We start from the raw sequence: 25,490 nt of genomic DNA, 5'->3' as shown, positions 1-25,490 counted from the left end.
CAAAAAACGGTTAATGAGAGAGATTTTGAACTAAAATGAATTCTGCAATATTGATTACATATGATAAGGAAGATGCAATTAATGAGGCTAAAGGATTATGCGATGCCGCAGGATATCAAGTTGTCCATACCATAACTCAAAATTTTCTAAAAAAACCAAAATATGGAATTAGTGGAGGAGCTTTAGAAAAACTCGAAGAAATTGCTGAGAGAATTAGACCAGATGTTATTGTGTTTGATGAAATCCTAAAACCAAGTCAAAACTACAACCTTGCTTCTGCATTGCACAGAGAAGTATTAGATAGAGAAGCACTAATTCTTGAAATTTTTGAAAGCAGAGCATCAAGTGCAGAATCAAAATTGCAAGTAAAGTTAGCGCAGCTAAGATATGAGATGGTTCGTGCTAAAGAAAAAGTTCGCCTTTCTAATATGGGTGAACAACCAGGTTTTATGGGAATTGGAAAATTTGAGGTTGATGTGTACTATAATGATATTAAACACAGAATGCAAACAATTAGATCCAAGCTAGAAAAAGCTGGAAAACAAAGAGAGCTTCATAGACAAGGTAGAAAGCGAATGGGGTTCAAAACAATCTCTCTTGCAGGATATACATCTGCAGGAAAAACTACTTTGTTCAATAAAATGACTGGTGAAACTAGAGAGCAAAGCAAAGAGCTATTTACAACTCTATCTACAACTACAAGAAGATTTTCCTTAGATAGAGAATCATTTCTAATTTCAGATACTGTAGGATTTATCAGTAAATTACCAGCTTACATGATTGATGCATTCAAATCCACTTTAGAAGAATTAGGACATACTGATATCATTATTGTAGTAATTGACATTAGTGATCCACAGTTTGACTTGAAAAAGAAATTTGCAAGTTGTATGAGAACACTAGGAGAACTAGGAGTAGAAAGAGAGAAAATGATTTATGCATTAAATAAATCAGATTTACTAAAAAATAATGAGATAGAAGAAAAAGTAAACGTTCTAAATTTATCTGAAAATAAAAAATGGGTTTCTGTATCTGCATTTACAGGAAAAAATATCAATGAATTAAAAAAATTAATCAAAGATGTTATTGCAAGTCAAAATTTGTCAAAATTAACTACTAATTATTCAGGAGTTGAAGAGACGTTTGGTAATTGAAGTAGTAAGAATTGGACAACGCCTAGTTAGAGATGATAGAGTAACAACACACGTTGCATTGGTTTCAAGAGCATTTGGTGCAAAAAAAATTTTCATGACTGAAGTTAATCCAGAAATCAAAGATACACTTGAAAAAATAAAAAATACATGGGGAGGGGATTTTATTGTTGAATTTATTGATAAATGGAAATCAATTATTAAAAAAAAGAAAGAAAAAAATTTTACAATAATTCATCTTTCGATGTATGGAGAAAATATCAATGATGTTCAAGAACAACTTCGACAAGAAGAAAATTTGTTAGTAGTTGTAGGTGCAGAAAAAGTTCCTAGAGAAATTTATGAATTAGCAGATTATAATGTTGGAGTTGGAAGTCAACCACACTCAGAAATTAGTGCTTTAGCCATATTACTAGACCGAATTCAGAAAGGAGAACAATTTGAAAAGGAATTTCCAGGAGCAAAAAGGAAGATAATCCCTACAAAAAAAGGAAAAAACGTACAAGTAAAAGAAACAAGGGATTAATAATAGAAAACTGAGGAAGATTTGAGATGGTAGACAAATACGAGGATCCTTTTGTAAGAATTGCTTCAATGATTGGAGGAGATGAATATCTCAAAGTAGCAAGATCTCTTTTAAAAGCAGAGGATGCAACAGATGAAGAAATTGCTAGTTCAACTGGACTAAGAATTAACATGGTTAGAAAGGTACTCTATGATCTATTTGGTAAATCACTAATTACAGGTATTAGAGTAAAGGATGAAAGAAAAGGATGGTTTGTTTACAGATGGAGAACTAGAAGAGAAGAAGTTGAACATTTTATTGAAAATCAAAAGAAGAAGATTACAGAAAGATTGCAACAGAGATTAGATTATGAAAATGCTTCAGATTTTTACCACTGTGGAAATGAAGATTGTCCAAGAGTAACATTTGAAGAATCTCTTGAAGGCATGTTCAAATGTCCATCATGTGGAAATGTTCTAAATCTAAAAAAGAATGATAAATCAAAAAAGGCATATTCAAAGAAAATTGATGAAATCAAAAAAGACATGCAACAAATTTTCTAATTAAAAGAAAATTAATAATTTCTAAATTATAGGTATGATTTTCAATATTCAAACTTAAATTGAAATAATTAGATTAAATAGGAGAAATTCTTGGGAAAATCCTTGACTCAAATCAAAACAATTAATCCTGCAACGGAGGAAGAAATTTCATCATTTACACCAATGAATAATGATCAAGTTTTTGATTTAGTAAGAAAAGCTAAAAGAGCATTTCCTGAATGGAAAAAAGATTATGAAAAACGTAGAAGTTACATTTACAATTTAGTTGAATACTTGAAGAAAAATAAAACACAACTTGCAAAAGTTGCTACATCAGAAATGGGAAAAGCACTAAAAGAATCAATTGGAGAGGTAGAAAAATGTGCTTGGGCTTTAGAATTTTATGCAGATAATGGAGATAGTTTTCTTTCTGATGAAGTATTAAACACTGATGCAAGAAAAAGTTTTCTTACATTTGAGCCTCTTGGAGTAATTGGTTCTATCATGCCATGGAATTTTCCTTATTGGCAAGCATTAAGATTTGCAGCTCCATGTTTGATGGCAGGCAATGTAATTGTAATGAAACCTTCTAGAGTTACCATGCAATCAGGAATTGAAATTGAAAAAGCATTTACTGAATCAGGAATGCCAGATGGAATTTTTCAAACGGTTGTAGGAAGTGTTGAATCAGCAAACCACCTAATTGACTCAGATGTTAACGCTGTTACATTTACTGGAAGTACAAATGCAGGAAAAAAAGTGGGGGAAAGAGCTGCATTAAATTTGAAAAAATGTGTTTTAGAATTAGGTGGAAGTGATCCTTTCATTGTATTAGATGATGCAATTATTGAAAAAGCTGCAGAGGGAGCTGTTAAAGGCAGATTTATTAATTGTGGACAAAGTTGTGTAGCCTCAAAAAGATTCTTTGTAGGAAAAAATATAGCTAAGGACTTTATTGAATCATTTATCAAAAAAGCATCTCAGTTAAAAATCGGAGATCCAATGTCTATGGAGACAGATATGGGTCCACTCTCAAGTAAAGATGGCCTTGATACAATTTCAGGAATAGTAGATGATGCAAGAGAAAAAGGTGCAGAAATACTATTGGGAGGTTCCAGAAAAGGCGATAAAGGATACTTCTATGAGCCAACTATTCTTACAAATGTAAAATCAAATATGAGAATTGCCAAAGAAGAAACCTTTGGACCAGTAGCACCAATTACCATAGTTGAAAATGAAAGTGAGGCAATAAAAATGGCAAATGATATTGAATTTGGATTAGGTGCCACTATCTGGACAAGAGATCTTGCAAAAGCTGAAAAAATGTCAAGACGAATTGAATCTGGAATAGTCAGTGTAAACAATGTGGTTATATCAGATCCTAGAATTCCATTTGGTGGAATAAAGCACAGTGGTTTTGGTAGGGAATTATCAAGATATGGGATGTTAGAATTTGTAAATATAAAATCTGTCAGATTTTATGATAATCTAACTCATCATCACTATGTAGAATAAATTTACATTAATTTAATTTCAGTAAATAAAAAACATTCATTTAAAAAATTAATCTTCAAGTTCATCATCACTTTATTCATCATCTAAATCATCATCAATTTCTTCATCATCTAAATCATCATCGCATTCCTCTAATTCTATATGTGTAGGATTTCCATCTTCACCAAAGTAAATCTCCACACATACATTTGTAGCCAAAGTTGTAGCCAAAGTTTCAGCTAAATTCATAGGAAAATTGCTTAATTTACCAGCATCATTTGAGGAACGATATTCAGTTATTTCATCATCATGGTAAAAATCTAATTCTAGATCACCATTAACAAATTTTCTTACGCCCACAACTTGACCAAATATACTATAAGACAAGACTAATTTCCTTTTTCAGTCACATCTTTTGTGAGATTTTCTGCCAATTCTTCATAGTGTTTACGAGTTTTTCCTAAATCTTGTAGTTTTGATTCTTCAATTTGAGTTAATTCTTTATCCACTTTTTCTGCAACATATTGTAATCTAGCTTCTGCCATCATGAATAATCGATTATTTTCTTTCCATAGATGCTCAGTAATATGTTCAACATATTGTTGCATATCAGAAATTAATTTACTAGAATTACCTGAAGAGAGGTATAGTTTTGCAGATTCTTCCATTTGAGTTCCAATTTCTCTAGAACGTTGATGATCCATTAGCATCATTGCAATTGGACCCATGTTAGTTGGCATACCTGCTTGTTCTAATGCCGGAAATAGTGATTTTTCTTCTTTAGTATGATGACAAACATCTGTAAAGTTTTTTGAAAAATCAATTACAGGAAGTAAAATTGATTCAGGGATTTGTTTTCCATCATGGAGGAGTTGAATTGTAGATTCCATTGCTTTGATTACTTTTTCTATAAGTTCATGATCACGACGTAATGATGCTGTAGACATAATAATCTAAAATAAAATCCAATATCTATATCTTATTTATTTTAAAAAATAATTAAAAGATAGAAATTAGTTAACGAGTTAACGTTAACAAGTTGGTTTAACGATTAGAAAGGCTTTTTGATTTTACAAATGCCCAAATCTTTTTAGTCATTTCACTTGGGGCAATTGGTTTATTTCCAAAAACCTGTTCTACAGTTTCTTTACGACCTGCAAAACTAATTGCATAGCCACCAAATGCCGGTTTCTTTGATTTTGATTTAGTAGCCTTCTTTTTTGGTGCTGCTTTCTTTTTTGGTGCTGCTTTTCTTTTTGTTGTAGATTTCTTTTTTATTGCCAATTTCTTGTAATTTTATTTTAAATAAAGTATAATAACTTACACCTTAACATAATGCAAAACAAGGTGATTTTTAAGCCTCTTGATTGATTTAAGACGTAGATTAGGGGAATTTGAAATTTTTTCAAATCCACTTCCCTGAACCAAAGAAATTGCATTAATTCCTCCAATTAGAAAAGGTGAGATGGTGATAATCAACTCATCGAAAAGATCTTTTTTAATGAATTCCCAATTAATAATTCCACCACCTTCAACAAGAATTGTTTTGATTTTTTTCTTCAAAAGTTTTTTTAATAATTGGTTTAGATTTACAAAATTATTTCCAGCAATAATAATTTCAATTGGAAACTCGTTTAATTTTTCAAAATTAGATTTACTTATTTTTTTGGATACTGCAATTATTGTAGGTATTTTTTTGCTAGTTTGTAATATTTTTGAGTTTTTTGGTATCTCTCCTTTAGAATCTAAAATAATTCTAATTGGATTCTTACCTTTAACTTGTCTTACAGTTAATGATGGATTATCAACTAAAACAGTATTCTTTCCAACTAGAATTGCATCTACAGTTGAACGAAGTTTATGAAGTCGGATAATATCTAATGTTGATGATAATTTGGAATCACCAGTTCTAGATGCAATTTTTCCATCAATAGAAGTTGCTGCGCTTAAAATAACATGAGGTCTAGATTTTTCCATGAATTATTTTTCCTCCAATCATAACTGCTTTAATTGCAGATTCAGATGCCCTATGAACTATTGATGCATATGGATCATGCATTGGTTCTAAATCTAAAGCATGTTTATCTAAAAATATACAATCAGCAATTTGTCCAGTTTTAATTTGACCAATATTTTTTTGTAAAATTTTTCCGCCATTGACTGTTGCCATTTTAAGAATTTCTTTAGGAGCAATTCTTTTTTTGTTAATTCCCATAGTTGCTTTCCATAAAAAATCCATTTCTCGAAACATATCAGGAGAATTAATCATCACATTATCTGTTCCTAAAGCAAGAGTGCAACCTATCTTTTGCATTATTTCTATGTCTGGAATACCCTCAGCTAATGAAGAATTTGCTCGTGGGCAAATTACTATTCCTCTAGTTTTTTTTGAAGCAGTTTTTAGATCATTTTTTGTTGCGTTTGTCATATGTATCAAGAAATGTGGTTTTAGAAATAATGCCCTTGTAGTTTCAGATTTTCCTGAGATCTTTTTTGATTTTGCAACACTCTCTTTTGTTTCTGATGCATGAATTGCTCTAATTTTTGATGTTTTGGAATAAAATTTCAGTACAGATGTACTATTCTCATTTGCTCCACTGATTCCAACTCCATCACAATTTTTTATAAGTGAAGATAATTCCTCAATTTTTTCCTTGGGAAAAGATTGATTTTTTTTAATCTCTGATGAACCTTGATAGAATTCTATTCTACCCAAAATAATTGATCTTATAGGAATGTCAGAAACCACTTTTTTAAGCAGATTTACTCCTTCCAAACCACTTTCTCTAAAATCGACAAATGTTGTAATTCCTTTTCTAATCATAGAATGACAAGTATTTTTCATAAAATTTGCTAAAATATCATTAGACGTATTTTTTAGAATTTTTGATTTTGCTCCAAATATTGGATGAATCTTTTGATCAGCTGAATTATTCAAGGAAATATCTTTACCAACAGAATCACCAATGTGGGTATGTGCATTGATAAATCCTGGAATTAACATCAATCCTTCACAATCAATAGATTCTTCCTTAGCATCTAAAGCAATTTTAGATTGAATTTTTTGGAATTTATTGTTTTTAATCCTTACATGACTATTTGGAACATAATCTAATTCAGATCCTGATAGTAAACTAATATTTTTTATTAACATGATAATTCATAAACTTCAGGCTTTTCTTTTCCTGAATCTCGAATTTCTCTTATTGTATCGAGGGATTTTGTGGCTAATTTTACAGCTTCTCTAGCAGTTTTTGCATTTCCTATACCACAATTCAATAAAATTTTATCTTCATTTTTTATCATATCAATGAATTGATGAACAGAATTTTTTGCATCGTCAGATGCAATCACCATAAAATTATCTCCGCCCATAAAGAAAGTCAGTGAATTTTTTTGAAGAAAGTATTTTGACATTTTGGAATATAATTCAAATATTGTTGAGGAAATTTCATACGGTGAATTTGTTTTTCTTCTAGAGGTAAGATCATCAACATCTAAGTGCATAATTGAAACATTAGAATTTGATTTTCCATTAACAAAACCAAAAATATCATGTTCTTTATTTAGAATATTTTCATTTTTCTTTCCCTCATATGCCTTTAAATTTGCATCAAATGGGGAGTCTGCATATCCAATAGAGATTGTTAATTTTATATCAAATAATTTTTTTAATTTATTTTGAATCTCTACATGATCCTCCAATTCAAGACCATTTGAAACGACAAAAAATTCATCTGCACGATTAAGAAAAACAAGACAATTTTTTTCAGAAAATAGTTTTTGTACTTCTTTGTAAAGTGATGCTTGTAACATTTGTAATTCATGCTCTCTATCACTGCCTAAAGTTAGAGTCCATGGACCATATCCACTAATTTTCAATATACTTAGCTGGATCATTTTTGAATCCTTTTTAGTTCATCAGAAATTTTTACAACTGCCTCAACTGCACGTTCTGCAACAGGGCGAATTCTTGCGAAAGCATGTTTTTCTTGCATTCCAGGTCCTGAAATTCCTAATGAAACTGGTTTTTGATATTTAATTGACAAATTTGTAAGGGCTTGAGCAGTTGAATGAGATATTACCTCATCATGCTTTGTTTGACCCTTAATTATGGCTCCTAGCGTAACTACTGCATCAATATTGCTTTTTTTCAAGAGGGAATCAACAATTATAGGCATATCATAAGCCCCAGGAACATTACAAGTATATACTATTTTTAATTTCAAAGAATTTGCTTTCTCTTCGGCTACGGATAACATCCTAGATGTCACTTCTTTATTGAATTCCGAAACCACTACAGCAATATTCAAAATTAATGCACCTTGGCGTATTCTAAAAGTTCTTTTCCATCAATTAATGGAATACCATTTTGTTTTGCAAATTTTTCTGCTTTGTCTACAGATAGCGCAGAATATGTTTCAGCATCCATCATTTCACAAATGGCAGTAACAGGGGTCAAACCAGCAATTTGAGCAAGATATACAGACATTTCTGTATGACCTTGTCGTGCAGCAAGCAAACCCTTGGATGCAATTAGTAATGGAACATGGCCAGGAGTTTTAAATGATGATGCAAATTTTTTTTGTTTATTTTCAACATTGAATATGTTTGCCATTTCCCTAATAGTCAAGGATCTATCTTTATCAGTAATTCCAGTATAAGTTTGATAGTGATTTACAGATAAGGAAAATGTTGGATGATCACCATAAGGTGCCAACCCCATAATCATCTCCTTGTTTGTAATGTTAGAATCAGAAAGAATTTCGTGCATGTATTTTAATTCAAGGGAAGATGCAAAATTATGATCGATTGCAATACATAATAATCCTCCAGCATTTTGACGCATTCTTGCAACATGTTCAGGTGTAACAAATTCTGCAGCAACTACCATGTCAATTTCATTTTCTCGTCCTGCAGAATCAAACAAAAGTACAAACTCTCCCCGTTTTAGAGATTCTAATGCAGATTCAAGTGTCATAAACAAAAATCATTCTGATCTAATTATAAAGTTTACTAAAAAAATGGTAATTACCACTAAAATTGTAGATAATTAACCTTATTTTAGAATGTATTTTCCAAGAATGTCAGTTTCAATATTAACTTTGTCGCCTACTTTTTTGGTGTGAAAATTTGTAACTTCAATTGTATGTGGAATTAATGATACTGATGCAAGTGTGTTTTTAACATTAACAACAGTCAAACTAATTCCATCAATAGCAATTGAACCTTTTTTTACCACATACTTTACAAGATTTTTAGGAACCTCAAACCAAACTTGAACTTCTTTTGGTTTTTTAATTATTTTTTTAATAATTCCTACACCATCAACATGGCCTAAAACAAAATGTCCTTCTAGTCTGTCTCCTGCCTTTAAGCTACGTTCAATGTTTACAATTCCACCTACTTTGAGATTACCTAGATCAGTTTTTTTTGTTGTTTCTTCAATCATTTCAAAAACACAATTTGATTTTGATAATTTGGTTGCAGTAAGACAAACACCATTTAATGCGACACTTTGTCCAATTTTTAATCCCTTAGAATGTTTTCCTAGATTGACAGTCATTTGAATAGCACTTCTATTTTTTGTATTATTTGAAATTTTTTTAACTTTTCCAGTGCCTTCAACAATTCCTGTAAACATCAAAATTTGATATGAATTCTTTGTATAAAATGATTTAGATATACTATATTGTTTGTATATTATTTAGAATCATATTCTTCAAATTCATTTTGACAAAATTGATGAAAAACAGTACACTTGTTTTCTTTAGCACTTGTTATGATTTTTTCCATATCCTTATTGAGAACCCCTTGTGCAGCTAAGAATGCCTCATCAGGCATTTTTAATTTTTCAAATAATCTAGATTTAGCAATAGGAATCTCCTTAATGCTCGGATCAACATGTTGGGCCCTATCATAATATTTTATTGATTCTTCATAATTTTTTAAATGGCTAAGAGAGATGGCTTTGTTCATTAATGCAGTAACATCATTTGGGTCAATTTTCAATGATTTCTCATAACACGCAAGGGCTTCCTCATGACGATCTAGTTCATTTAGGGATAAGCCCATACTGTTTAGAGCCCAAACATCATTTGGATTAAATGATAGAATTTCTTGGCATAATTCAATTACTTTTTCATATTGCTTTAAATTTTCAAGAGAGTAGATTTTATTTTTAAGAGCAAAAGTATCAGATTTTTTTATTTCCAATACTTTATCACAATAAGTAATGGCCTCTTGATATTTTTTTAAATAAATTAGAGATAATGAGATATTTTGAAGGGCAACCATGTCATTTGGGATTTTTTCAATCATTTTAAGGCAGTATTGATACATTTCTTCATATTTTCCGGCATTAAACATCCTAGTAATTACGTTGGAGGGATCAAGAAGATTAACCATTTTTGCTGTATTTAATTAAAATTCATTATCTTTAACCTATTCTAAAATATAAAAAATTTAAAAAAAATCTATTTTAAAACTCGACGAAGAGTTTCATTTAGAACTTTGGAGTAACTATATGATGATTGTTCTTGCTGAATCAGTTTTGCTTGTCTGAGTCTAATTTTTTTATCAAGATCTTCATCAATCATGATTGTAACTCGTTTACTCATTTGTATCAAATTAATTTATGAACATTATAATATAACAATATGTGAAAAGTCCCAAAAATGGGAAATTAGTTTTCAATTATTTGGATTACTTTATCCATTTTGAATGGTTTTTGAATAAGTGGAATGTTGAGTTTTTCTAGTTTTTCTTCAGTAGAATAGCTACTATCTGCTGTAACTGCAATAATCTTTGCTTCCGGATTGATATCTTGAATTTTTTTAATAGCATAAAATCCACTTCCATTAGGCATATTAAGATCAATTAGAACAACATCAGGCTTTGTTTGCTTGTATAATTTTACAGCAGTAACACCATCAAATCCATTTCCTACTACTGATATGCCATGCTCCTCTAGAAATTCACTAAATAATCTAACTGTATCCTCATCATCATCAATTACAATTACGGATTTGGACATCTTTACTCACTTTAGATATAGCGGTGCTTTAATATTTTCCATAAATAGAATCAACACATGGGTGGTATAGATCGACTAATTTCATCATCACTAAGTAAGGAAATTAAAAAAGGATTGAAATTAGATGTTCTAAAAAATTTGGAACGTGAATTATTTTTAGAACATGGCATGTCAATCAAACTCTCAATTGAGCATTTTGAAAAATTTTCAAATGTATTAAAAAAAAATTCTCATATCAATGTATCAAAATTTGAAAAGGATTGTATTAATAAAATTATTAAAGTGAAAAAAAAAGATGATGAATTTATTATCACCATAATAAGTCAAGATTTATCAAATGTAATTTTAGATTTATTTTCTGATATTGAAACAAGGAAAATTATCTCAAAACTTTTAGAAAATGAATTAACTATACCAAAAATTCTAAAGGAATCAAAAGTTCCAAAAACTTCGGGATATAGAAAAATTGAAAATTTGATTCAAAATGGATTAATTATTGAGTCTGGAAGAATACTAAGTGAAAGTAAAAAAATATTCAAACTTCAATGTGTTTTTCATGAAATTAAATTAGACATAAAAAAAGACAAAACAGTAGTTACAGGAATAATTTCTAAAAAAATATTTATGAAAAGCTCCAGCATGAAAGCAATTCTAGAATCTTTTGAGTAAATTAAACGTAAAAATTAGTTATTTACCAAATCAAGAAGGGCTTTTGCTTGTTTGAAATGAACCTCATCGATCATTTTTCCATCAACAGTTGTTGCTCCTTTTCCTTTCTTGGTTGATTCAAGATATGTTTTGCATACTTTTTCAGCCCAAATTATCTCACTTTTGTTTGGATGAAATAATTTATGAACTACAGGGATTTGATCTGGATGAATTACACTTTTTCCAGAGTAGCCAAGACTCTTTCCCATCTTGCAATCATTTTCTAATCCTCTAATATCTTTAAGATCTTGCCAAATTGCATCAATTGCTACAATTCCTGCAGCATGAGCATCAACTGGAATTTTTGACCTTGAATATTTTGCCCCTTCAGAATCTTTTGTATATTCAACACCAATGTCATTTAGTAAATCAAAAACACCAAAAACTACTGCAGATATTCTTTTTCCAAATGATGAAATGCTATAGGTGTTGACTACCCCTTCAGCAGATTCTATAGAAGGAATCAATTGAATAGATTTTAGTTTTCGTGTTTTTTCAAGCTTTGAGAGGATTTGTTCAATTGTTTTTAGTTCCTTGGTGTTGTTAACCTTGGGAATAACAATTCCATCTATTCCTTTTTGTACTATTTCGTTGAGATCTGATGGAATTTTACCTGATGTGGGAGAATTTGTTCTAACGAAAATTGATGATTCATAAGATTTTCTAGATTTTAATGCAGATTTGATTAGTTTTCTTGCATTTGCTTTTTCATTATCTGGAACTGAATCTTCTAAATCAAAACAAACAATATCAGCTTGAAGCTTTTTTGCTTTTTCTAAAAACCTAGGATTGTTCCCTGGAACAAAAATAAGACTGCGAAAAAGCTGCGTCATTAAATAATTAAGCGCCCTCTGGCTTCATTAAGATTTTGCCAAAGAGACCTTTTCCAGTTAACATCTTTGTGTGAGCTTCTGCTGCTTGCTCAAATGTATAAGTAGAGTCAATTGCAGCTTTAATTTTTCCTTGACCCATCCAGTAAAGGCCTTGATCAAGTTCAGCTTTTGTTCCTTGTGTGGAACCCAAGATGTTAGTTCCCTTAAAGAATATGTGTCTAAGATCAGTTTGTGCATTATATCCTGTTGTTGCACCACAAGAAACTAGAGTTGCACCATACTTTAACAATGTTAATTGTTTATTCCAATGTGTTTCACCAATGTGATCAAATGAGAGATCAATTCCTGGTGCTTCACCTTTTTTCTTTGCTAGATCTTTAGAAATGGCTCTTACTTCTTTATGCCAGTCTTCTTTTCTATGATCTACTGCAAAATCAGCCCCAAGTTCTAGACATTTGTCTAGTTTATCTGGACTTGCAGTTGCAATAACATCACAGTTGTATAACTTTGCAATTTGAATTCCAAAACTTCCCACTCCAGAACCACCACCCATAATTAAGACAGTTTGTCCAGGTGTAATTTTTGCTCTACCAACTAGCATATGCCATGATGTCAATAGTGTCATAGATGCAGCAGCTGCATCATCATATGATACACCTTCTGGAATTTTTGAAACATTAACTTCTGGTAAATGGGTAATTTCTTGGAATGCACCCCAAGTTGGACCAGTTTGGAATCCCCAAATTGTTCTGTTAATACAATCAAACTCTCGTCCATCAGTACATGCTTTACAAACTCTACAGGACATGTTAGAGTGTGATACAACTCTATCTCCTACTTTGATATTTTTAACATCATCACCAACTGCGATTACATCTCCAGCTGCATCAGAGCCTGACACATGTGGTAATGGAACTGGAACTGGTTGACCTCTCATTCCCCAAATATCATTATAATTAAGAGCAGCAGCTTTAACCTTGAAAACTACTTCATCTGCTTTTGGTTTTGGATCATCTATATCCTGGACTTTGAGGATTTTAGCAAAATTATCATCTGGTGCATATTCATTATAAACAACTGCTTTCATGACTAACCCCAGATCTTACCCATAAATAAATTTTAGATTTAGACTCGGTTTATCTTAAAATCGCGTTTTGGTTGTTGAATTGAAAGTAATATTTGCTTTAATTGATCATCATTTAGCTGACCTCTAATTTTTCCTTGAGTTGCCATTCCGATCAAATATTGTTCAACTAATTCACATAGTTCAGCTTTTACCATTTTGATATTGTTTAATCTCATTCGAGCTTCTGGTGAAAGAATTTGTTTTAGAATTTGCTCTTTTTGTGCTACTGATTCGTGATCTTGGTTATGTTGAGGTAATTCGTCAGGTTCTGGAAAACTCATTTTGAATCTAAGTGTATACTTTCAATTGAGGATTTTCAACAATTAGTTCTTTAAGAATTTCTGTTGCAAGTCTATCAAGTTTTTGCATTCCTTGTTTTGAAACAATACGCCCTTTTTTCTCAACTTGCTCAATGTAACCTAATTTTTCTAATCCATGAATTGCATTTCTGATAATTGCACCGCCTGCATCTTTATGATGTGCTGCTCCATATCCTGATGGTTTACCACCACCATATTCATTTCTCAATTCATTTACTCCAATAGGTCCGTTAAGGTAAATTTTTCTCATTAATGATGCACATCTAGTATACCACCAATCTCTGTCTTGTGGTGGTTTGTCGGCATGAGCTCCGCTTTTAACAAATGGAATCCAACTAGGAGCTGGAATATCTTCATTCTTGAGAATTGCAGCTAATTTTCCAATCAATACATCTGCTGGTACGTCGTAAACCTTTGCCATGAACTCAAAAAATTGAGAATCGTCTTATAAATCATTGAGGTATTCTGTCTAGTTTGCTAAACACAACTCAACGCAAAATAGTCGATCTATGATTTTTCTTTAAAGGATTTGGGCATAAATTTGAATCTGTTTCAATTTATAAAATATAATTTATTTTTTGGAATTATCATCAAAATTAATTACTCAATCTACAACAATAATTCCCTTCATGTTGGGATGAATTGATGAATAGTATTCAAAAGAACCGGTTTTATCTGCCAAAAATGTGATAGACTCACTTTGAAAATATCCTAGATCTTTTGTATGAACATTAAATTCATCAATATTCAAATTATGTTTGGAAGACAAACCAAGTTCATTTTTTTCCTCATTAATCAAATGAATCTGAACAAGATTTCCTTTTGATACTTTAATTGATGGCGACATACCTTGAACAGAGGGAACTGTTTTACCACCTTTTGTTGACTGATAATAATAATCTCCTTGGGATGACTTTACGGCTTTTAAAAATATGTTCGAAGGAGGAGAAAAAACAATAGTTTCAGAATTTACTGGAACAAATGAATTCAATATATAAAATACTAAAAATACCGCAATAACTGTAACCACACAAATAGAAATTAAATTACCTTTAGATAATTTTGATTTATTTTTCTGTTTACTTTTCAATATTCAAAGAAGCTATTTTGATGAATATATACAATAATTAACAATGTTAAGCTTTGAGAAATTCAAATTGGAATTAGATAAAATATGTTTTAATAAAATCTATACTTGATCATATTTTATTTTTATATTGAATCAATCAGGTGGTTTTTCTCAAAATTACATGCATGATTGCTTCTTTTGAGTAATCAATTCCATGTTCTTCTTCGGAGTGTTGACCAAATTTTTCAATAACTTGCTCAATTTCCCCCTCAGCTACAAAATCACATTCAAATCCGTAGTCATTACATCTTAATTTTGCCACTCATTTTTCATAAAATTTATCTCTAATATACTTCAGTTAACATTGTTAACTTAAAAATGAAGTAAAATTAATTCTGCAGAAGCAATTTTGGGAATTACCAGTGTCTAATGGCAGTAAATGAAAACTAGAAAACTGAATTGCAATTTTGTAAGTTGTTCATTCCCTATTGGAGTAGTCTGCTTCTGCATTGCTTGATAATTATTTTATTAATATTTAGAACATACTTAACAATGTTAAGGATATTTTATTCCTCATACATTCGTCTATTCCTAGATTTTGTTCTAAGTCGTGCACCACAGCAAGGACATCCTAAATCAGAAGTATCCAAAAAAATTGCACATAAGGAACATCTCTTTTGACCAGATTGGTAACGAGAAATATTTGGAATTGAATCTGCTTTTATTCCTTCACAAATCCCTTTACAGCAAAATGTCATGGCTATGGAAATCTACTCCTTCCTATCTGAAATTTTTCTAATCTCCACCAATCATCATTTTTTCTATTTACAGTATTTTCCTCATCAGAGTCTTCTTTTTTTCTCATAAATCATATGAAAGATGATTTTTTATAAAAATGGATTAACAATGTTAAGTATTTGCTATATACTATCTATTAATTGAGAACATGTTGAGAAATTATAAAAACTCCATTTTTAAAAATAAATCATCAGATATGACAGAACATTATCTAAAAGATTTTGAGGTAAGATCCTTTGACTGATATGGGAAATAACATTCTAAGCTCAATGGATCTATTTATTGAAAAAATTCAACAGCTTAGAGGATTAATGCTTGGAGTGTCATTCTCGGCACTTATTTTAGCTCCTCTAGCAATAGGAATCTCTCTGTATCTACTTACGCATCCAAAATTTTTTCATTTAGTTGAAAATGAGAATGATTTTGCAATACTTTTAATGGTTTTCTTGACAGTAGTTTTAGTTACTTCGGGGATCTGGCTGATAACTGGCGTGCAACAATTTAGATCCCTTTCTAATTGGAACAAAAGATATGCAAATTATTTGAAAAAACGAGAAGATTTGGATAAAGATATTTCATCAAAATATAACCTAGATGAATAAAATACATCCTAAATTCAGTGAAGAATCAGAGGATTTACCACTTCTTGGAAATAGTTTTTCATATGGCTCTAAGATCTCATGACAAAAATTCATCCCCTTATTTGTCACTTTGAATAACGTGATTGTTCTTTTTCCATCAGCAATTTCTTTTCTTTCTATTATTTCATTTTGTTCTAAATTATCTAATATCTGCTTATGCTTTGAAATATTTAATCCACAAAAGCTAAACAATGAAGTCTGATTGAGTTGTCCATACTCAGATAAAGTAAGAATAATATCTTTAACAATATAGATTCGATCTCTATATTTTTTAGAGGTAGTCAATAATGTTATTCATATTATGAGTCTTTAACTATTTTTACAAATCAATGGTTGATTAACAATGTTAAGCAACTCCTTATAATCAAAAAATTTCTCAACAAAATATGAAGCCAAAAATATCCTTTAATAAAATCAGGGTAAAAAATATCTTAAAGAGAGAAACTACATTTTCGAACAAGTGTTCAATTTGCAATATGGAGTTTACTGATCCTGAGAGAACTAAAAAACACATGATAAAGGCACACTCTAAACCAAAACGCGAAAAATAAAATTAGGCAATATGCAAAAAATATGGTTTTTTGTGAATAAATTTGAAATTGATGTTTTTTCATCAGTATTTTTAAAGAAATCTTTTATTCTAATTTCACGTTATACTAGCATGGTTTTCAGACCATATCTTGAGACTGTTTATGGATGTGTCAAGTAAAAATGGCAAAAGCCTATGTTATGATGAATTGTGATTTGGGTTCTGAAAAAGAAGTAATTGCATCACTAAAAAAAATTGATTCTGTAAAAGAGGTTCACGGAACACTAGGACTATACGATATTATTGTTCAAATTGAAACTGAGACAGAGGAAAAAATTCAGAAAGTTGTTACAGGTGTAATTCGAAAGATGCCAAAAATTCATTCCACAGTAACTTTGACTCGCTCAGAATCAGGAGAATTATTTCAGACATCTGAGAAACTAATTGGAATGATGTTAGGAAAAAATGAATCTCAAGCATATGTTGTTATTCATTGTGATAAAGGAGAAGAATTTCCAACACTGAAGAATCTAAGTCATATACCAGAAGTCAAAGAAGCAGATGTAGTGTTTGGGTTCTATGATGTAATTTGTAAAATAGAAGCTCCAGATGATAAAACCCTAGAAAACATCATCACCAAAGCCATAAGATCTCTTCCTCATATTAAATCAAGTATGACTCTAACCATAATTAATGAACAAGAAGCAGAATAATCAAAAGATCATAGTTTGAAATTTGTTTAAAATGTTATTGAGATATTATTTTACGATAAGTATGTCCGCACAGATTACAAGTAATTCTGATCGACTTGACAGATGCCCTTCCTAGTCGAATTCTTGAATTTATTCCAGGTGCAATAAAGGACTTGCATTTTTTGCAGTAAACCATCCTAAGATGATATGGCATTCTAATTTTGTGTTTTGAGCTAATCCTTCTTGCAAGTGATGCTTGACGTTGAGATAGTTCAGGATCTTTTGTTGCATTTGAAATTGCATTATCGATTAAAATTTGCATTCTTTCCATTGCAATTTTTCTAATTGATGGTTTCACAATAATGATACTTTGTAGACCTAAAAATTACTTCTCATTACTATGGATAAAGATGCAGTCAGCGGGATTCGAACCCGCGTCACAGGGTTGGAAACCCCGAATACTAACCAGGCTATACTATGACTGCAACAGATTGCAAATTTCTGGACCTACATAAAAATGGTTTTTTCATACTCGTAAAGCATTCTAGCAATAACAACATGAGCTTCAAGTGATGTTTCTCCAACAGAAAATAGATCAGTGAATTTATTTTTGATTGAATCAGAGAAATGTCCCTTCTGAAAACCTCCAATCACAACACATGAATCATCATCTAATGTAGTACTAATTTTTTCAAATGAACTTGTTTTTCCTGTAGTTGATAATCCTACAACTTTTGATGGATTGATCTGGTTAACTAGCTCAGAAAAAGATTGATCTTTAATTGACAGGAGTTCATTGTCATTAACAGTAATTTTTTTCTCCAAGAATAATTTTTCAAAAAGTCCTTCAAATCTATGATATGATTTTGGAATATGGACATTTTCTCCAATAGAGATTACTTTATCATTAATGGTATGAATGAAGATTTTGATTTTATTTTCATAATATAGTGGGATTGTTGTAGCCTCTAAAATTGAAAAGTGAACTAAATCTGGTCTTCCTCTTTTAATTTCATTTTTAATTCCTTTCATTGCAGCAAAGTGCCAAGAATTATCTAATAGAATTTCTGAATAGTCTTTACCAAGTTTTCTTTCATGAGATATTACTGAGGGATGATCTTTCATCTCATTAGGAATTGTTTCAATAGAAGATTCGGCTAGAATTAAAGAAAGCATCTTAATTGATCATTTCTACTTGATTTTTAAATTCATTCCATCCTGGTTTTTGATTTCCGTTAACATCAACTAATCCTGCATGACAGATGTAATGGTTTAATCTCTCAATTACATATTCGCTACTTCCTAAACCAGAACCACCACCAACACTGATTTTTTCATCACCAATATTTTCTTGCGCCAAGACGCATGTGTTCTCTGGTCTGTCGTACTGTCTATACCACGTCATAAATTCAATATTTGATTCATTTTTAGAGTAAAACTCGAATAGTTGTTGCATAAAATCACTCTGAGATTCTTCACTTCCACCAACAAAATCAGATGTACTCCAGCTAATCTCAAATAATGCTATTTTTTTATCAGGAATAATCTCAAATATTTGATTAAGATCATCTTTTGTTTCCTGGGGAGATTTTACAATATCATTTAGACTATCAACAGGAAAATATGAAAATGCTACAAAATCACCTATTGCTAATTCTTTTACAATATTTGTCAGGTCTTTGTTTATTGTATGATGCAATGCAAATGAATTTCCAAATTTCACATCTGGATGTTTCTCCTTTATTTTGTCATAAACTCCTGTAAAGAATTCCTTGTAAACTGGAATATTTTGCTCATAATATCTAAATTGAGATTCTGTTTCACCTGCAATAATTACTGAATCAATAATGTGGTATCTAGATAAAATTGCATCAAGTGCATCCACTAGTCTGTCTTCACCTATTGCATTAATGGATGGTTTTCCAATCCAATTAGGAAAAGGGCCAAGTGTTTCCCCATTAATAATTGAGAAAAACAAAGTGACTTTTAGATTATTTTTTTCATTTAATCCCATCATAATATCTGATTGTCTCCAATCAAATTCTCCACGCTGAGGCTCTATTATGTTCCAGAATAGATACACATTACTTCTTCCTATACCAGTAGTTGATGCATCTGTAAAGACTTGATCGAGTTGTTGTAGTGATGTAGATTGACTGGGTGTGTTAATTACCAAACCGATTTTTTCATTAGTTTTTTGAGTAATTTCTGAATTAGGAATGGTCAAAACTGCGGCTGCAATTGCAATAATTACTGTTATTCCTATGGCTATGCCTAGAACTTTCTTTACCACACGGATTCAAAATGAAAAGGAAGTAAAAAAGTTGTGATTCTGAGATTATCCAGAAGTACAACCACTGTATCCGCATTCAATACAGATACTGCATCCTTCTACAAAGACAAGGCTGTTTTTGCATGTTGGACATAGACGATCTTCGGGAATATCTTCTATCTTCTGAGGTTCCATTTTGATTTCTTCGTCATGAACTTTAATTGCAAGTGCTGCATTGACTTGAGATTTGACGTAAGGGTTTGTAATTTTCTTAGTGATGTATTCAGTGATATATTCACTTGGAGTTACATCAAAGGTCTTCTCTGCATTTTCACTAGTCATGTGAAGTACTTGTTTGTGTCTTGAACCGTCACGATAAACGGTAATTCCTTTTAGTCCTATTTCATGTGCTAACAGATATGCAGATTTTACATCTTCTGCTGTTACATCATATGGCATGTTGATTGTTTTTGCAATTGCATTTCCAATCCAGTCTTGCCATACACCTTGAGCCATGAGATGATCAGCCCAATGAATATCCATTGCAGTTACAAAGACATCTTGCATCCATTGAGGAATTTCAGGAATTCCTTTCAATGAACCGTAGTTGTCTGCAATCTTTGCAAGAATTTCATCATTGTAAAGACCTTCTTCTTTTAGGACTTCTTCGACAATCTTGTTGGTATAGAAGAATCTTCCAACTGTTACTCGCTTCTCAAATACAAGAGCAAATGCAGGTTCCATTCCATTTGAACAATCTGCTATCATGGATAGTGTTCCTGTTGGAGCAACTGTAGTTGTCAAGACATTTCTTATTCCATACTTTTGGATTTTATCAATTAGTGCATCCCATTCATAGGAGTGAGCTTCTTTTGGTTTCTCATAGTATCCTGCAACTGGAATCTTTCCTTCAGGATATTCAGTCTTTGAACAAAGTGGGAACTCACCTCTAGATTTTGCAAGTGCTACACTTTCTTCCATTGAATAGTAGGTTAATGCTTCGGAGAGTTTTGATTGTAGTTCATAACCTTCTTTGGAGTTATATGGAATCCTTAATTTGTATAGAAGATCTGCAACTCCCATAACACCTAATCCAATTCTTCTAGATTCTTTTGATGCAACATCAATCTCTGGTACTGGATAGTTGTTTACATCAATGATGTTATCAAGGAATCTTGTTGTCTTTCTGATTGTTTCTTCATATCTTTGCCAATCAAATTCATAACTTCCATCTGCTTGGCGTTTTACTAGATTGACCAAATTGATAGAACCAAGATTACAAGATTCGTATGGATAGAGACTTTGCTCACCACATGGATTTGTAGCTCTTAATGGTGCTTGTCTAGCTTTGGCAAACACATTGTATTTGTTAATTTGATCAAAGAAGATCAAGCCAGGTTCTGCACTCTTCCATGCAGATAGTGCAATTAGATCAATGAGTTGGTGTGCATTGATTTCTTTTACTGGTTTTTTATCACGTGGACTACGCAAAACATAGTTTCCATCACTAGTGTTTACTAGTGCATGCCAAAAGTCTTCCCAGATTCCCACACTTACATTAAAGTTCTCTAAGATTCCTGGTTCTGTTTTATTGGTAATGAATTTCTCAACATCAGGATGCCATGCTTCAATGATTCCCATGTTAGCACCACGTCTTTTTCCTCCTTGTTTTACAACTTCAGTTACGGTATTGATGATGTTCATAAAAGATACCGGACCTGAGGCAACACCAGAAGTTGAGGCAACAATATCACCTTCTTCACGCAAATCAGAGTAGTTTATTCCTACACCACCGCCAGATTTGAAGATCAATGCTGCATCAGATGTGGATTTCATTATTTGCTCCATACCATCTTCCATTCCTAAGACAAAGCATGCTGATAGTTGTCCCAATCTTCCTCCAGCATTCATCATTGTTGGTGAATTTGGTAGAAAGTCTTGTGCAGTCATCAATTCAAGGTACTCAGTTATTTTATCTTCATAACTATCTAGTTTCTTGGCTGCAAGTAATGTCAATAGATCTTTGAAACTTACCTTCATCTGACCTTTGTTTGCAAGTGTAACATAGTGATTGATTAGTGCTCTAAAATGCCACTTGTTAAAGAAATAAGAGCCTACTTTGAATTTATAATCAAAGGCATCTAATTTCTCAAGATAAGATTTTGCTTCTTCTACATCTTGTTTGGTATGTCCAGATTTGTCAAATAGTTGTGCGTCATAAAGAATATCACCAATTCCAACTAGGATTGCAACTCTTTCAAACATCTGAGTAGGTGATTCAATGATTTCATTTTTGCCATTTCTGAAAAGATATCTTGATGCTAAAACCCTAAGACAATTCAAATCAAATTTCTTAGAAACTGGATCTAGATTTTTTAGATTTAAGACCTTCTTCTTTTCGTCTCTTAATTTTCTTCTCTCATGTCTGTAAACGATATAGGCTTTGGCAATATCGCTATTTCCACTATCAATTAATGTAGACTCTACAATATCTTGAATGTCTTCAACTGTAGGTGTTCGAGAACTAGTAAATCCTTGTTCTACTAATTTATCAACAACTTTTCCTGCTAGTTGATCGGCTAAACCACGGTCGGCTTTAGAGGTGGCAGCCAATGCCCTATAGATGGCATTTGAAATTTTATTTTTATTGAAAGCCGTTACTGCGCCACTGCGCTTACGGATCTCACTGATCGTATTTTCTATTTGTGAATTATCCAATTATAATCTCCCCGCAATGGGTAAGAAAGATGTGGATATAACTTGTGTGCTCGAAAAGTTTTGATCTTGGCCCATTAAAGAGTCAATTTTTTTAACACCACTACTATGAACTTCATACTGGCATAACATTCATGGTAAACGACGATGATCGCCGGAACGTATAATGATCAAAATATTTTAAGAAATGATCGTTACTAGTTTTTCATTTACGAATATCAGACAACATATGGTGACTTGCACTTTGGACACTTGTCTTCAAATAGCTCTTCCTTGAATCCACATTCACCACATATTGAAATTTTCTTAACAGGCTTGAAAGAAGATGTAAGTTCTGATGCCTTTTCAATGGATTTTTGGATTTCTTCAGGCTTTGCGTTCTTGTCAATATCTAATGTTACAAGTAAGCCACCATTGAGTAACTTTGATAGTTTGTTACATTCAGAAATAGGTTCACTCTTAGCAGTAAAATCGGAAATCTCAGATGAATTAATCACGACACCTTGTGAATAATAGTCCGTATCCATTGAATTCAGAGAGGAATTTTTACCATATTTTTCCCCATCAAGTAAAGCAAAACGAGCAGAGCCTTCTGTTTCAGTCATACAAATAGCCACAGGATCGCCCAATTCTTTGCCTTTTTTGGCACCAACATCAACAGCAGTCTCAATGACTTTGTGTAGAATATCTCGTCCTTCTTTGTTATCTTGGAATCCTAATATGTTAAAGACTGCTTCTTTGAGTCCAACCAAATTTACAACAAGTGATACAGAACTTCTTTGCATGTATTGTGTGTTCTTTGCAAGAATTGGATTTAGTCCTCTTCTTGTAAGATCTGAGATCTCTTTCTTTCTTAATGCCATAGAAGATAGTGCTGGCTTCATTAATAATGCAAGTCTTGCTCTAAAGTAAGTTTCATCTTTGTTTGATTCAAATGCAAGTCTAGGAAGGTTAATTGAAACAGATTGCAATGTTATTGAAAGCGGACTAGTGGTCTTTGTTGATCCATTTGTAACACCTAAGCTAGATGTTTGTCCTTTAGCAAACATTACCTTACCACCTAATGAAATAATTTCAGCAGCTGATTGAGAAACATCAGTTATCTTTCCTTTGTCATGATCAATTATCAAACCAATTTTTGGTATTGGAGTGATCTTTACGTAATTTTTGTATGCATTAATAATTGAATTAATTATTTTAGTATCAGTACCTAATTGTAGTCTAATTGATACAACTGTACTTGTTTTGTTATATTTTGAAGTTGTAGATGCAGTTGAAAATGCATCAGTTAATTTTTGTTCTAGGTCTGGGAGTGATTTTGAATGTTTTGTAAACAATGCAACCAATCCATCAAGCACAATTTCTTGTGATGCTTCCTTTGATAGAAGAGATATTGCAATGGATAATGCAGTTGTAATCTCATCAAGTTGTTTTGATGAAGAAATTCTTGAGACATCAAGATATTTTCCACCAAGATCAATTCCATCTTCAATCAATTCTTTAATGTTAACAAATATTGTATCAGGAATCATAGACCAAATACCAGGATTAGTAATATGCAAATCACCAGAAAGATGGGAATCTGCCACATCTTTTGGAAGTATGTTTGTAAGTAAGTGCTCAGCGAAGACTCTCTGTCCAGTGTTAAACAAGAGACCTTCAGCACCATTATCTACATTATCCAAGTTTGAGATCATTTCTTGAACGTCATAAACAGGCAGACCTAGGCGTGCAAGTTTGTTCCTATATTCCTCATGACCATGCTCAAGAAGAACAGAATTAACCATTTCTCTAATCAGTGAGCCTGTAAGATAGGTAGTTTGATATTTGTAAATTCTATTTTCAACTTCTTCGGTAATTTTTTGTGCTAGTTCTAGTGGCAAACTGCCTTCACGAACTAGTGATTGAATAATTTTATGAGAATTAAATTCTTCAATTGATTCATGTGATGTTCTAACATACATCTTTCCACTTTCAATAATTGATCTTTCTTCAATTTGTCTAGCTAAACTCAAAACTAATTTTCCCAAATTTGTAATTGTGTATCGTCTTTCAGATTTGTTAAGTGCAACAAGGGATTGTCTTAATAATTTTCTCAAGTGGTATGCAAATTTACCACTCTCTTTTTTGGACTTGAATCCTGCCAATGATTTTAGCTCTGAATAGGTCAATGGTCCCTTGGAATTTAGGATTCGAAGGATATCGATTCTATTAGGACTTGCCATGACAGAAAAGATCATTCTAACACGTTTCGATGTAGACTGCAGGATGCCACTTCTCTTTGGTTCAGAGATCTCTTCGGCTAATTCCATGAATCATTTACAAAATAAGGAGTAAATAAGACTTATGACTAGAACATTTCAGAGTCTTTTTAGATCAGTTTTGTTATTTCAAAACAAAGATTTTTAGATCAGAAACTTGATTTTCAAATTCTTAATTAAATTTCAAAGTTTAAGATCAATTTTCTTGTACATCAAGGGAAAACTCAGACGTTGAAAGTTTCTGTCCACAAGATGGACATTTTCCACTATAAGGATTCATTACATCTTTTAGAGATTTTAACATCTTCATGTTTGTAATCTTCTCTCCACACTTTCCACATGTTACTTCTACTGACATGAAAATGATCAGATTTACAAAATAATTAAGAATCGATTTTGAATTTTTTTAATTAATCAAGCAAATAATTTTACTGCTTTTTAATTATAATTCCACAGTTATCTTCAAAACCAGCAATTCTGGCTTTTGTTCCAACTGGAAGATCTGCAGGAGTAGCAATACCTGCCATAAATCCAGAGATTCTCAAATCAGATTGGTCTAATTTTAGGACAACAAAGGCATATGGAGTAAATTTTTCAAAGCCTGCAGGAGCCACTGTAATAATGGTATAAGTTGCAATTGTGCCTGTTCCATCTAATAAAACATCTTCAAATCCCTTGCTACCACACTTTAGGCAATAATAAGCAGTTGACAAGTGAAGGTAACCACATTCAGTACATTTGTGAACTAGAAGCTTACCTTCTTTAGCATGTTGGATAAGTTGCTCTTCAACAGTCATT

At 31.8% G+C, this 25,490-nt stretch carries 34 protein-coding genes and 1 tRNA gene; 7 read left to right on the top strand and 28 right to left on the bottom strand.

The genetic code is table 11. The features are described 5' to 3' along the window. The first annotated feature begins 35 nt into the window (after window positions 1-35). The 4 genes from hflX to K5790_RS09470 all read left to right on the top strand — a co-directional run bounded on the left by hflX (window position 36) and on the right by K5790_RS09470 (window position 3,713). Window positions 36-1,154, top strand: a complete 1,119-nt coding sequence (gene hflX, locus K5790_RS09485) for a GTPase HflX (protein ID WP_297594505.1) — start codon at window positions 36-38, stop codon at window positions 1,152-1,154. Continuing rightward, complete coding sequence (locus K5790_RS09480; protein ID WP_297594503.1) at window positions 1,144-1,677, top strand: tRNA (cytidine(56)-2'-O)-methyltransferase; 534 nt, start codon at window positions 1,144-1,146, stop codon at window positions 1,675-1,677. The genes hflX and K5790_RS09480 overlap by 11 nt, the downstream gene beginning before the upstream one ends. Before the next feature lie 26 nt (window positions 1,678-1,703). Beyond that, on the top strand, window positions 1,704-2,219 hold the full coding sequence (locus K5790_RS09475) for a transcription factor (RefSeq protein ID WP_297594501.1): 516 nt from the start codon (window positions 1,704-1,706) through the stop codon (window positions 2,217-2,219). Between the two features lie 102 nt (window positions 2,220-2,321). After that, window positions 2,322-3,713 carry an NAD-dependent succinate-semialdehyde dehydrogenase gene (locus K5790_RS09470; protein ID WP_367182888.1) on the top strand — a complete coding sequence of 464 codons (1,392 nt, stop codon included), beginning with the start codon at window positions 2,322-2,324 and terminating at the stop codon, window positions 3,711-3,713. Between the two features lie 72 nt (window positions 3,714-3,785). Here the strand turns inward: K5790_RS09470 and K5790_RS09465 are convergent, their stop codons facing one another. The 12 genes from K5790_RS09465 to K5790_RS09410 form a co-directional block, all read right to left on the bottom strand. Then, window positions 3,786-4,079, bottom strand: coding sequence for a hypothetical protein (locus K5790_RS09465; protein WP_297594497.1), 294 nt, complete (start codon window positions 4,077-4,079; stop codon window positions 3,786-3,788). A 2-nt stretch (window positions 4,080-4,081) separates the two neighbouring features. After that, complete coding sequence (locus K5790_RS09460; RefSeq protein ID WP_297594495.1) at window positions 4,082-4,639, bottom strand: hemerythrin domain-containing protein; 558 nt, start codon at window positions 4,637-4,639, stop codon at window positions 4,082-4,084. Between the two features lie 97 nt (window positions 4,640-4,736). Then, on the bottom strand, window positions 4,737-4,976 hold the full coding sequence (locus K5790_RS09455; RefSeq protein WP_297594493.1) for a hypothetical protein: 240 nt from the start codon (window positions 4,974-4,976) through the stop codon (window positions 4,737-4,739). Between the two features lie 36 nt (window positions 4,977-5,012). Beyond that, on the bottom strand, window positions 5,013-5,669 hold the full coding sequence (locus K5790_RS09450) for a 2,5-diamino-6-(ribosylamino)-4(3H)-pyrimidinone 5'-phosphate reductase (RefSeq protein ID WP_297594491.1): 657 nt from the start codon (window positions 5,667-5,669) through the stop codon (window positions 5,013-5,015). Further along, complete coding sequence (locus K5790_RS09445; RefSeq protein ID WP_297594489.1) at window positions 5,656-6,846, bottom strand: amidohydrolase family protein; 1,191 nt, start codon at window positions 6,844-6,846, stop codon at window positions 5,656-5,658. The genes K5790_RS09450 and K5790_RS09445 overlap by 14 nt, the downstream gene beginning before the upstream one ends. Further along, entirely contained in the window at window positions 6,840-7,592 is a 753-nt protein-coding gene (locus tag K5790_RS09440; RefSeq protein ID WP_297594487.1) for a GTP cyclohydrolase IIa, read from the bottom strand. Before K5790_RS09440 ends, K5790_RS09445 begins: the two co-directional genes overlap by 7 nt. Continuing rightward, window positions 7,589-8,005, bottom strand: a complete 417-nt coding sequence (ribH, locus tag K5790_RS09435; RefSeq protein ID WP_297594485.1) for a 6,7-dimethyl-8-ribityllumazine synthase — start codon at window positions 8,003-8,005, stop codon at window positions 7,589-7,591. The genes K5790_RS09440 and ribH overlap by 4 nt, the downstream gene beginning before the upstream one ends. A 2-nt stretch (window positions 8,006-8,007) precedes the next feature. Beyond that, window positions 8,008-8,673 carry a 3,4-dihydroxy-2-butanone-4-phosphate synthase gene (gene ribB / locus K5790_RS09430; RefSeq protein ID WP_297594483.1) on the bottom strand — a complete coding sequence of 222 codons (666 nt, stop codon included), beginning with the start codon at window positions 8,671-8,673 and terminating at the stop codon, window positions 8,008-8,010. A 78-nt stretch (window positions 8,674-8,751) separates the two neighbouring features. After that, window positions 8,752-9,336: a riboflavin synthase gene (locus tag K5790_RS09425; protein WP_297594481.1), complete on the bottom strand. Its 585-nt coding sequence runs from the start codon at window positions 9,334-9,336 to the stop codon at window positions 8,752-8,754. 59 nt (window positions 9,337-9,395) lie between these two features. Then, the gene (locus K5790_RS09420) at window positions 9,396-10,100 is read right to left on the bottom strand and encodes a tetratricopeptide repeat protein (protein ID WP_297594479.1); all 705 of its coding nucleotides are present in this window, start codon (window positions 10,098-10,100) and stop codon (window positions 9,396-9,398) included. 68 nt (window positions 10,101-10,168) lie between these two features. Next, window positions 10,169-10,312 carry a hypothetical protein gene (locus tag K5790_RS09415; protein ID WP_297594477.1) on the bottom strand — a complete coding sequence of 48 codons (144 nt, stop codon included), beginning with the start codon at window positions 10,310-10,312 and terminating at the stop codon, window positions 10,169-10,171. A 65-nt stretch (window positions 10,313-10,377) separates the two neighbouring features. After that, complete coding sequence (locus K5790_RS09410) at window positions 10,378-10,728, bottom strand: response regulator (protein ID WP_297594475.1); 351 nt, start codon at window positions 10,726-10,728, stop codon at window positions 10,378-10,380. Window positions 10,729-10,785: 57 nt separating this feature from the next. Here K5790_RS09410 and K5790_RS09405 point away from each other — a divergent pair, with 57 nt between their 5' ends. Continuing rightward, window positions 10,786-11,397: a transcriptional regulator gene (locus K5790_RS09405; RefSeq protein ID WP_297594473.1), complete on the top strand. Its 612-nt coding sequence runs from the start codon at window positions 10,786-10,788 to the stop codon at window positions 11,395-11,397. 14 nt (window positions 11,398-11,411) lie between these two features. Here K5790_RS09405 and K5790_RS09400 read toward each other — a convergent pair whose 3' ends face one another. From K5790_RS09400 to K5790_RS09370, 7 genes are all read right to left on the bottom strand, one after another. After that, the gene (locus K5790_RS09400) at window positions 11,412-12,269 is read right to left on the bottom strand and encodes a CoA ester lyase (protein WP_297594471.1); all 858 of its coding nucleotides are present in this window, start codon (window positions 12,267-12,269) and stop codon (window positions 11,412-11,414) included. A 7-nt stretch (window positions 12,270-12,276) separates the two neighbouring features. Then, a complete protein-coding gene (locus K5790_RS09395; protein WP_297594469.1) occupies window positions 12,277-13,356 on the bottom strand; it encodes a zinc-binding dehydrogenase in 1,080 nt (359 codons plus the stop codon). 38 nt (window positions 13,357-13,394) lie between these two features. Next, window positions 13,395-13,676 (bottom strand): DNA-binding protein, encoded by a 282-nt coding sequence (locus K5790_RS09390; RefSeq protein WP_297594467.1) that lies wholly within the window; start codon window positions 13,674-13,676, stop codon window positions 13,395-13,397. 7 nt (window positions 13,677-13,683) lie between these two features. Beyond that, complete coding sequence (locus tag K5790_RS09385) at window positions 13,684-14,136, bottom strand: 30S ribosomal protein S19e (protein WP_297594465.1); 453 nt, start codon at window positions 14,134-14,136, stop codon at window positions 13,684-13,686. 183 nt (window positions 14,137-14,319) lie between these two features. Beyond that, window positions 14,320-14,706, bottom strand: a complete 387-nt coding sequence (locus K5790_RS09380) for a cupredoxin domain-containing protein (protein ID WP_297594463.1) — start codon at window positions 14,704-14,706, stop codon at window positions 14,320-14,322. Window positions 14,707-14,941: 235 nt separating this feature from the next. Next, the gene (locus K5790_RS09375) at window positions 14,942-15,106 is read right to left on the bottom strand and encodes a DUF1059 domain-containing protein (protein ID WP_297594461.1); all 165 of its coding nucleotides are present in this window, start codon (window positions 15,104-15,106) and stop codon (window positions 14,942-14,944) included. Window positions 15,107-15,350: 244 nt separating this feature from the next. Beyond that, window positions 15,351-15,542, bottom strand: coding sequence for a hypothetical protein (locus K5790_RS09370; protein WP_297594459.1), 192 nt, complete (start codon window positions 15,540-15,542; stop codon window positions 15,351-15,353). Window positions 15,543-15,827: 285 nt separating this feature from the next. Here K5790_RS09370 and K5790_RS09365 point away from each other — a divergent pair, with 285 nt between their 5' ends. After that, window positions 15,828-16,184 (top strand): hypothetical protein, encoded by a 357-nt coding sequence (locus tag K5790_RS09365; RefSeq protein WP_297594548.1) that lies wholly within the window; start codon window positions 15,828-15,830, stop codon window positions 16,182-16,184. On the opposite strand, the gene K5790_RS09360 is transcribed toward K5790_RS09365, so the two are convergent. Then, the gene (locus K5790_RS09360) at window positions 16,173-16,508 is read right to left on the bottom strand and encodes a winged helix-turn-helix domain-containing protein (RefSeq protein WP_297594457.1); all 336 of its coding nucleotides are present in this window, start codon (window positions 16,506-16,508) and stop codon (window positions 16,173-16,175) included. The genes K5790_RS09365 and K5790_RS09360 overlap by 12 nt on opposite strands. Window positions 16,509-16,934: 426 nt before the next feature. Here K5790_RS09360 and K5790_RS09355 point away from each other — a divergent pair, with 426 nt between their 5' ends. Beyond that, window positions 16,935-17,465: an Lrp/AsnC ligand binding domain-containing protein gene (locus K5790_RS09355; RefSeq protein ID WP_297594455.1), complete on the top strand. Its 531-nt coding sequence runs from the start codon at window positions 16,935-16,937 to the stop codon at window positions 17,463-17,465. 34 nt (window positions 17,466-17,499) lie between these two features. On the opposite strand, the gene K5790_RS09350 is transcribed toward K5790_RS09355, so the two are convergent. The 8 genes from K5790_RS09350 to K5790_RS09315 form a co-directional block, all read right to left on the bottom strand. Further along, on the bottom strand, window positions 17,500-17,802 hold the full coding sequence (locus tag K5790_RS09350; RefSeq protein WP_297594453.1) for an RNase P subunit: 303 nt from the start codon (window positions 17,800-17,802) through the stop codon (window positions 17,500-17,502). A 53-nt stretch (window positions 17,803-17,855) separates the two neighbouring features. Beyond that, window positions 17,856-17,929: transfer RNA gene (locus tag K5790_RS09345), tRNA-Gly, on the bottom strand. 22 nt (window positions 17,930-17,951) lie between these two features. Then, on the bottom strand, window positions 17,952-18,620 hold the full coding sequence (locus K5790_RS09340; protein WP_297594451.1) for a ribosome biogenesis protein: 669 nt from the start codon (window positions 18,618-18,620) through the stop codon (window positions 17,952-17,954). A 1-nt stretch (window position 18,621) separates the two neighbouring features. Beyond that, window positions 18,622-19,737 carry a hypothetical protein gene (locus K5790_RS09335; protein WP_297594449.1) on the bottom strand — a complete coding sequence of 372 codons (1,116 nt, stop codon included), beginning with the start codon at window positions 19,735-19,737 and terminating at the stop codon, window positions 18,622-18,624. A 45-nt stretch (window positions 19,738-19,782) separates the two neighbouring features. Beyond that, window positions 19,783-22,434, bottom strand: a complete 2,652-nt coding sequence (locus K5790_RS09330; RefSeq protein ID WP_297594447.1) for an adenosylcobalamin-dependent ribonucleoside-diphosphate reductase — start codon at window positions 22,432-22,434, stop codon at window positions 19,783-19,785. A gap of 215 nt (window positions 22,435-22,649) precedes the next feature. Then, complete coding sequence (nrdD, locus tag K5790_RS09325; RefSeq protein WP_297594445.1) at window positions 22,650-24,743, bottom strand: anaerobic ribonucleoside-triphosphate reductase; 2,094 nt, start codon at window positions 24,741-24,743, stop codon at window positions 22,650-22,652. Between the two features lie 145 nt (window positions 24,744-24,888). After that, the gene (locus K5790_RS09320) at window positions 24,889-25,050 is read right to left on the bottom strand and encodes a hypothetical protein (protein ID WP_297594443.1); all 162 of its coding nucleotides are present in this window, start codon (window positions 25,048-25,050) and stop codon (window positions 24,889-24,891) included. Window positions 25,051-25,120: 70 nt separating this feature from the next. Continuing rightward, entirely contained in the window at window positions 25,121-25,489 is a 369-nt protein-coding gene (locus K5790_RS09315) for an OB-fold domain-containing protein (RefSeq protein ID WP_297594441.1), read from the bottom strand. Window position 25,490 lies beyond the last annotated feature (1 nt).

This window comes from Nitrosopumilus sp. (genome assembly GCF_025698945.1).
In the GTDB taxonomy this organism is placed as follows: Archaea; Thermoproteota; Nitrososphaeria; order Nitrososphaerales; family Nitrosopumilaceae; genus Nitrosopumilus.
Note: the sequence above shows the minus strand (reverse complement) of the source record. Positions and strands in the feature narration are given on the sequence as shown.

Excerpts from the sequence above, each read along its gene's own strand:
- hflX (WP_297594505.1), top strand. The coding sequence starts at position 36 with ATGAATTCTGCAATATTGATTACATATGATAAGGAAGATGCAATTAAT.
- K5790_RS09475 (WP_297594501.1), top strand. The coding sequence starts at position 1,704 with ATGGTAGACAAATACGAGGATCCTTTTGTAAGAATTGCTTCAATGATT.
- K5790_RS09460 (WP_297594495.1), bottom strand. The coding sequence starts at position 4,639 with ATGTCTACAGCATCATTACGTCGTGATCATGAACTTATAGAAAAAGTA.
- K5790_RS09450 (WP_297594491.1), bottom strand. The coding sequence starts at position 5,669 with ATGGAAAAATCTAGACCTCATGTTATTTTAAGCGCAGCAACTTCTATT.
- K5790_RS09445 (WP_297594489.1), bottom strand. The coding sequence starts at position 6,846 with ATGTTAATAAAAAATATTAGTTTACTATCAGGATCTGAATTAGATTAT.
- K5790_RS09440 (WP_297594487.1), bottom strand. The coding sequence starts at position 7,592 with ATGATCCAGCTAAGTATATTGAAAATTAGTGGATATGGTCCATGGACT.
- ribB (WP_297594483.1), bottom strand. The coding sequence starts at position 8,673 with ATGACACTTGAATCTGCATTAGAATCTCTAAAACGGGGAGAGTTTGTA.
- K5790_RS09425 (WP_297594481.1), bottom strand. The coding sequence starts at position 9,336 with ATGTTTACAGGAATTGTTGAAGGCACTGGAAAAGTTAAAAAAATTTCA.
- K5790_RS09420 (WP_297594479.1), bottom strand. The coding sequence starts at position 10,100 with ATGGTTAATCTTCTTGATCCCTCCAACGTAATTACTAGGATGTTTAAT.
- K5790_RS09415 (WP_297594477.1), bottom strand. The coding sequence starts at position 10,312 with ATGAGTAAACGAGTTACAATCATGATTGATGAAGATCTTGATAAAAAA.
- K5790_RS09410 (WP_297594475.1), bottom strand. The coding sequence starts at position 10,728 with ATGTCCAAATCCGTAATTGTAATTGATGATGATGAGGATACAGTTAGA.
- K5790_RS09405 (WP_297594473.1), top strand. The coding sequence starts at position 10,786 with ATGGGTGGTATAGATCGACTAATTTCATCATCACTAAGTAAGGAAATT.
- K5790_RS09400 (WP_297594471.1), bottom strand. The coding sequence starts at position 12,269 with ATGACGCAGCTTTTTCGCAGTCTTATTTTTGTTCCAGGGAACAATCCT.
- K5790_RS09395 (WP_297594469.1), bottom strand. The coding sequence starts at position 13,356 with ATGAAAGCAGTTGTTTATAATGAATATGCACCAGATGATAATTTTGCT.
- K5790_RS09390 (WP_297594467.1), bottom strand. The coding sequence starts at position 13,676 with ATGAGTTTTCCAGAACCTGACGAATTACCTCAACATAACCAAGATCAC.
- K5790_RS09385 (WP_297594465.1), bottom strand. The coding sequence starts at position 14,136 with ATGGCAAAGGTTTACGACGTACCAGCAGATGTATTGATTGGAAAATTA.
- K5790_RS09370 (WP_297594459.1), bottom strand. The coding sequence starts at position 15,542 with ATGACATTTTGCTGTAAAGGGATTTGTGAAGGAATAAAAGCAGATTCA.
- K5790_RS09365 (WP_297594548.1), top strand. The coding sequence starts at position 15,828 with ATGGGAAATAACATTCTAAGCTCAATGGATCTATTTATTGAAAAAATT.
- K5790_RS09355 (WP_297594455.1), top strand. The coding sequence starts at position 16,935 with ATGGCAAAAGCCTATGTTATGATGAATTGTGATTTGGGTTCTGAAAAA.
- K5790_RS09340 (WP_297594451.1), bottom strand. The coding sequence starts at position 18,620 with ATGCTTTCTTTAATTCTAGCCGAATCTTCTATTGAAACAATTCCTAAT.
- nrdD (WP_297594445.1), bottom strand. The coding sequence starts at position 24,743 with ATGGAATTAGCCGAAGAGATCTCTGAACCAAAGAGAAGTGGCATCCTG.
- K5790_RS09320 (WP_297594443.1), bottom strand. The coding sequence starts at position 25,050 with ATGTCAGTAGAAGTAACATGTGGAAAGTGTGGAGAGAAGATTACAAAC.
- K5790_RS09315 (WP_297594441.1), bottom strand. The coding sequence starts at position 25,489 with ATGACTGTTGAAGAGCAACTTATCCAACATGCTAAAGAAGGTAAGCTT.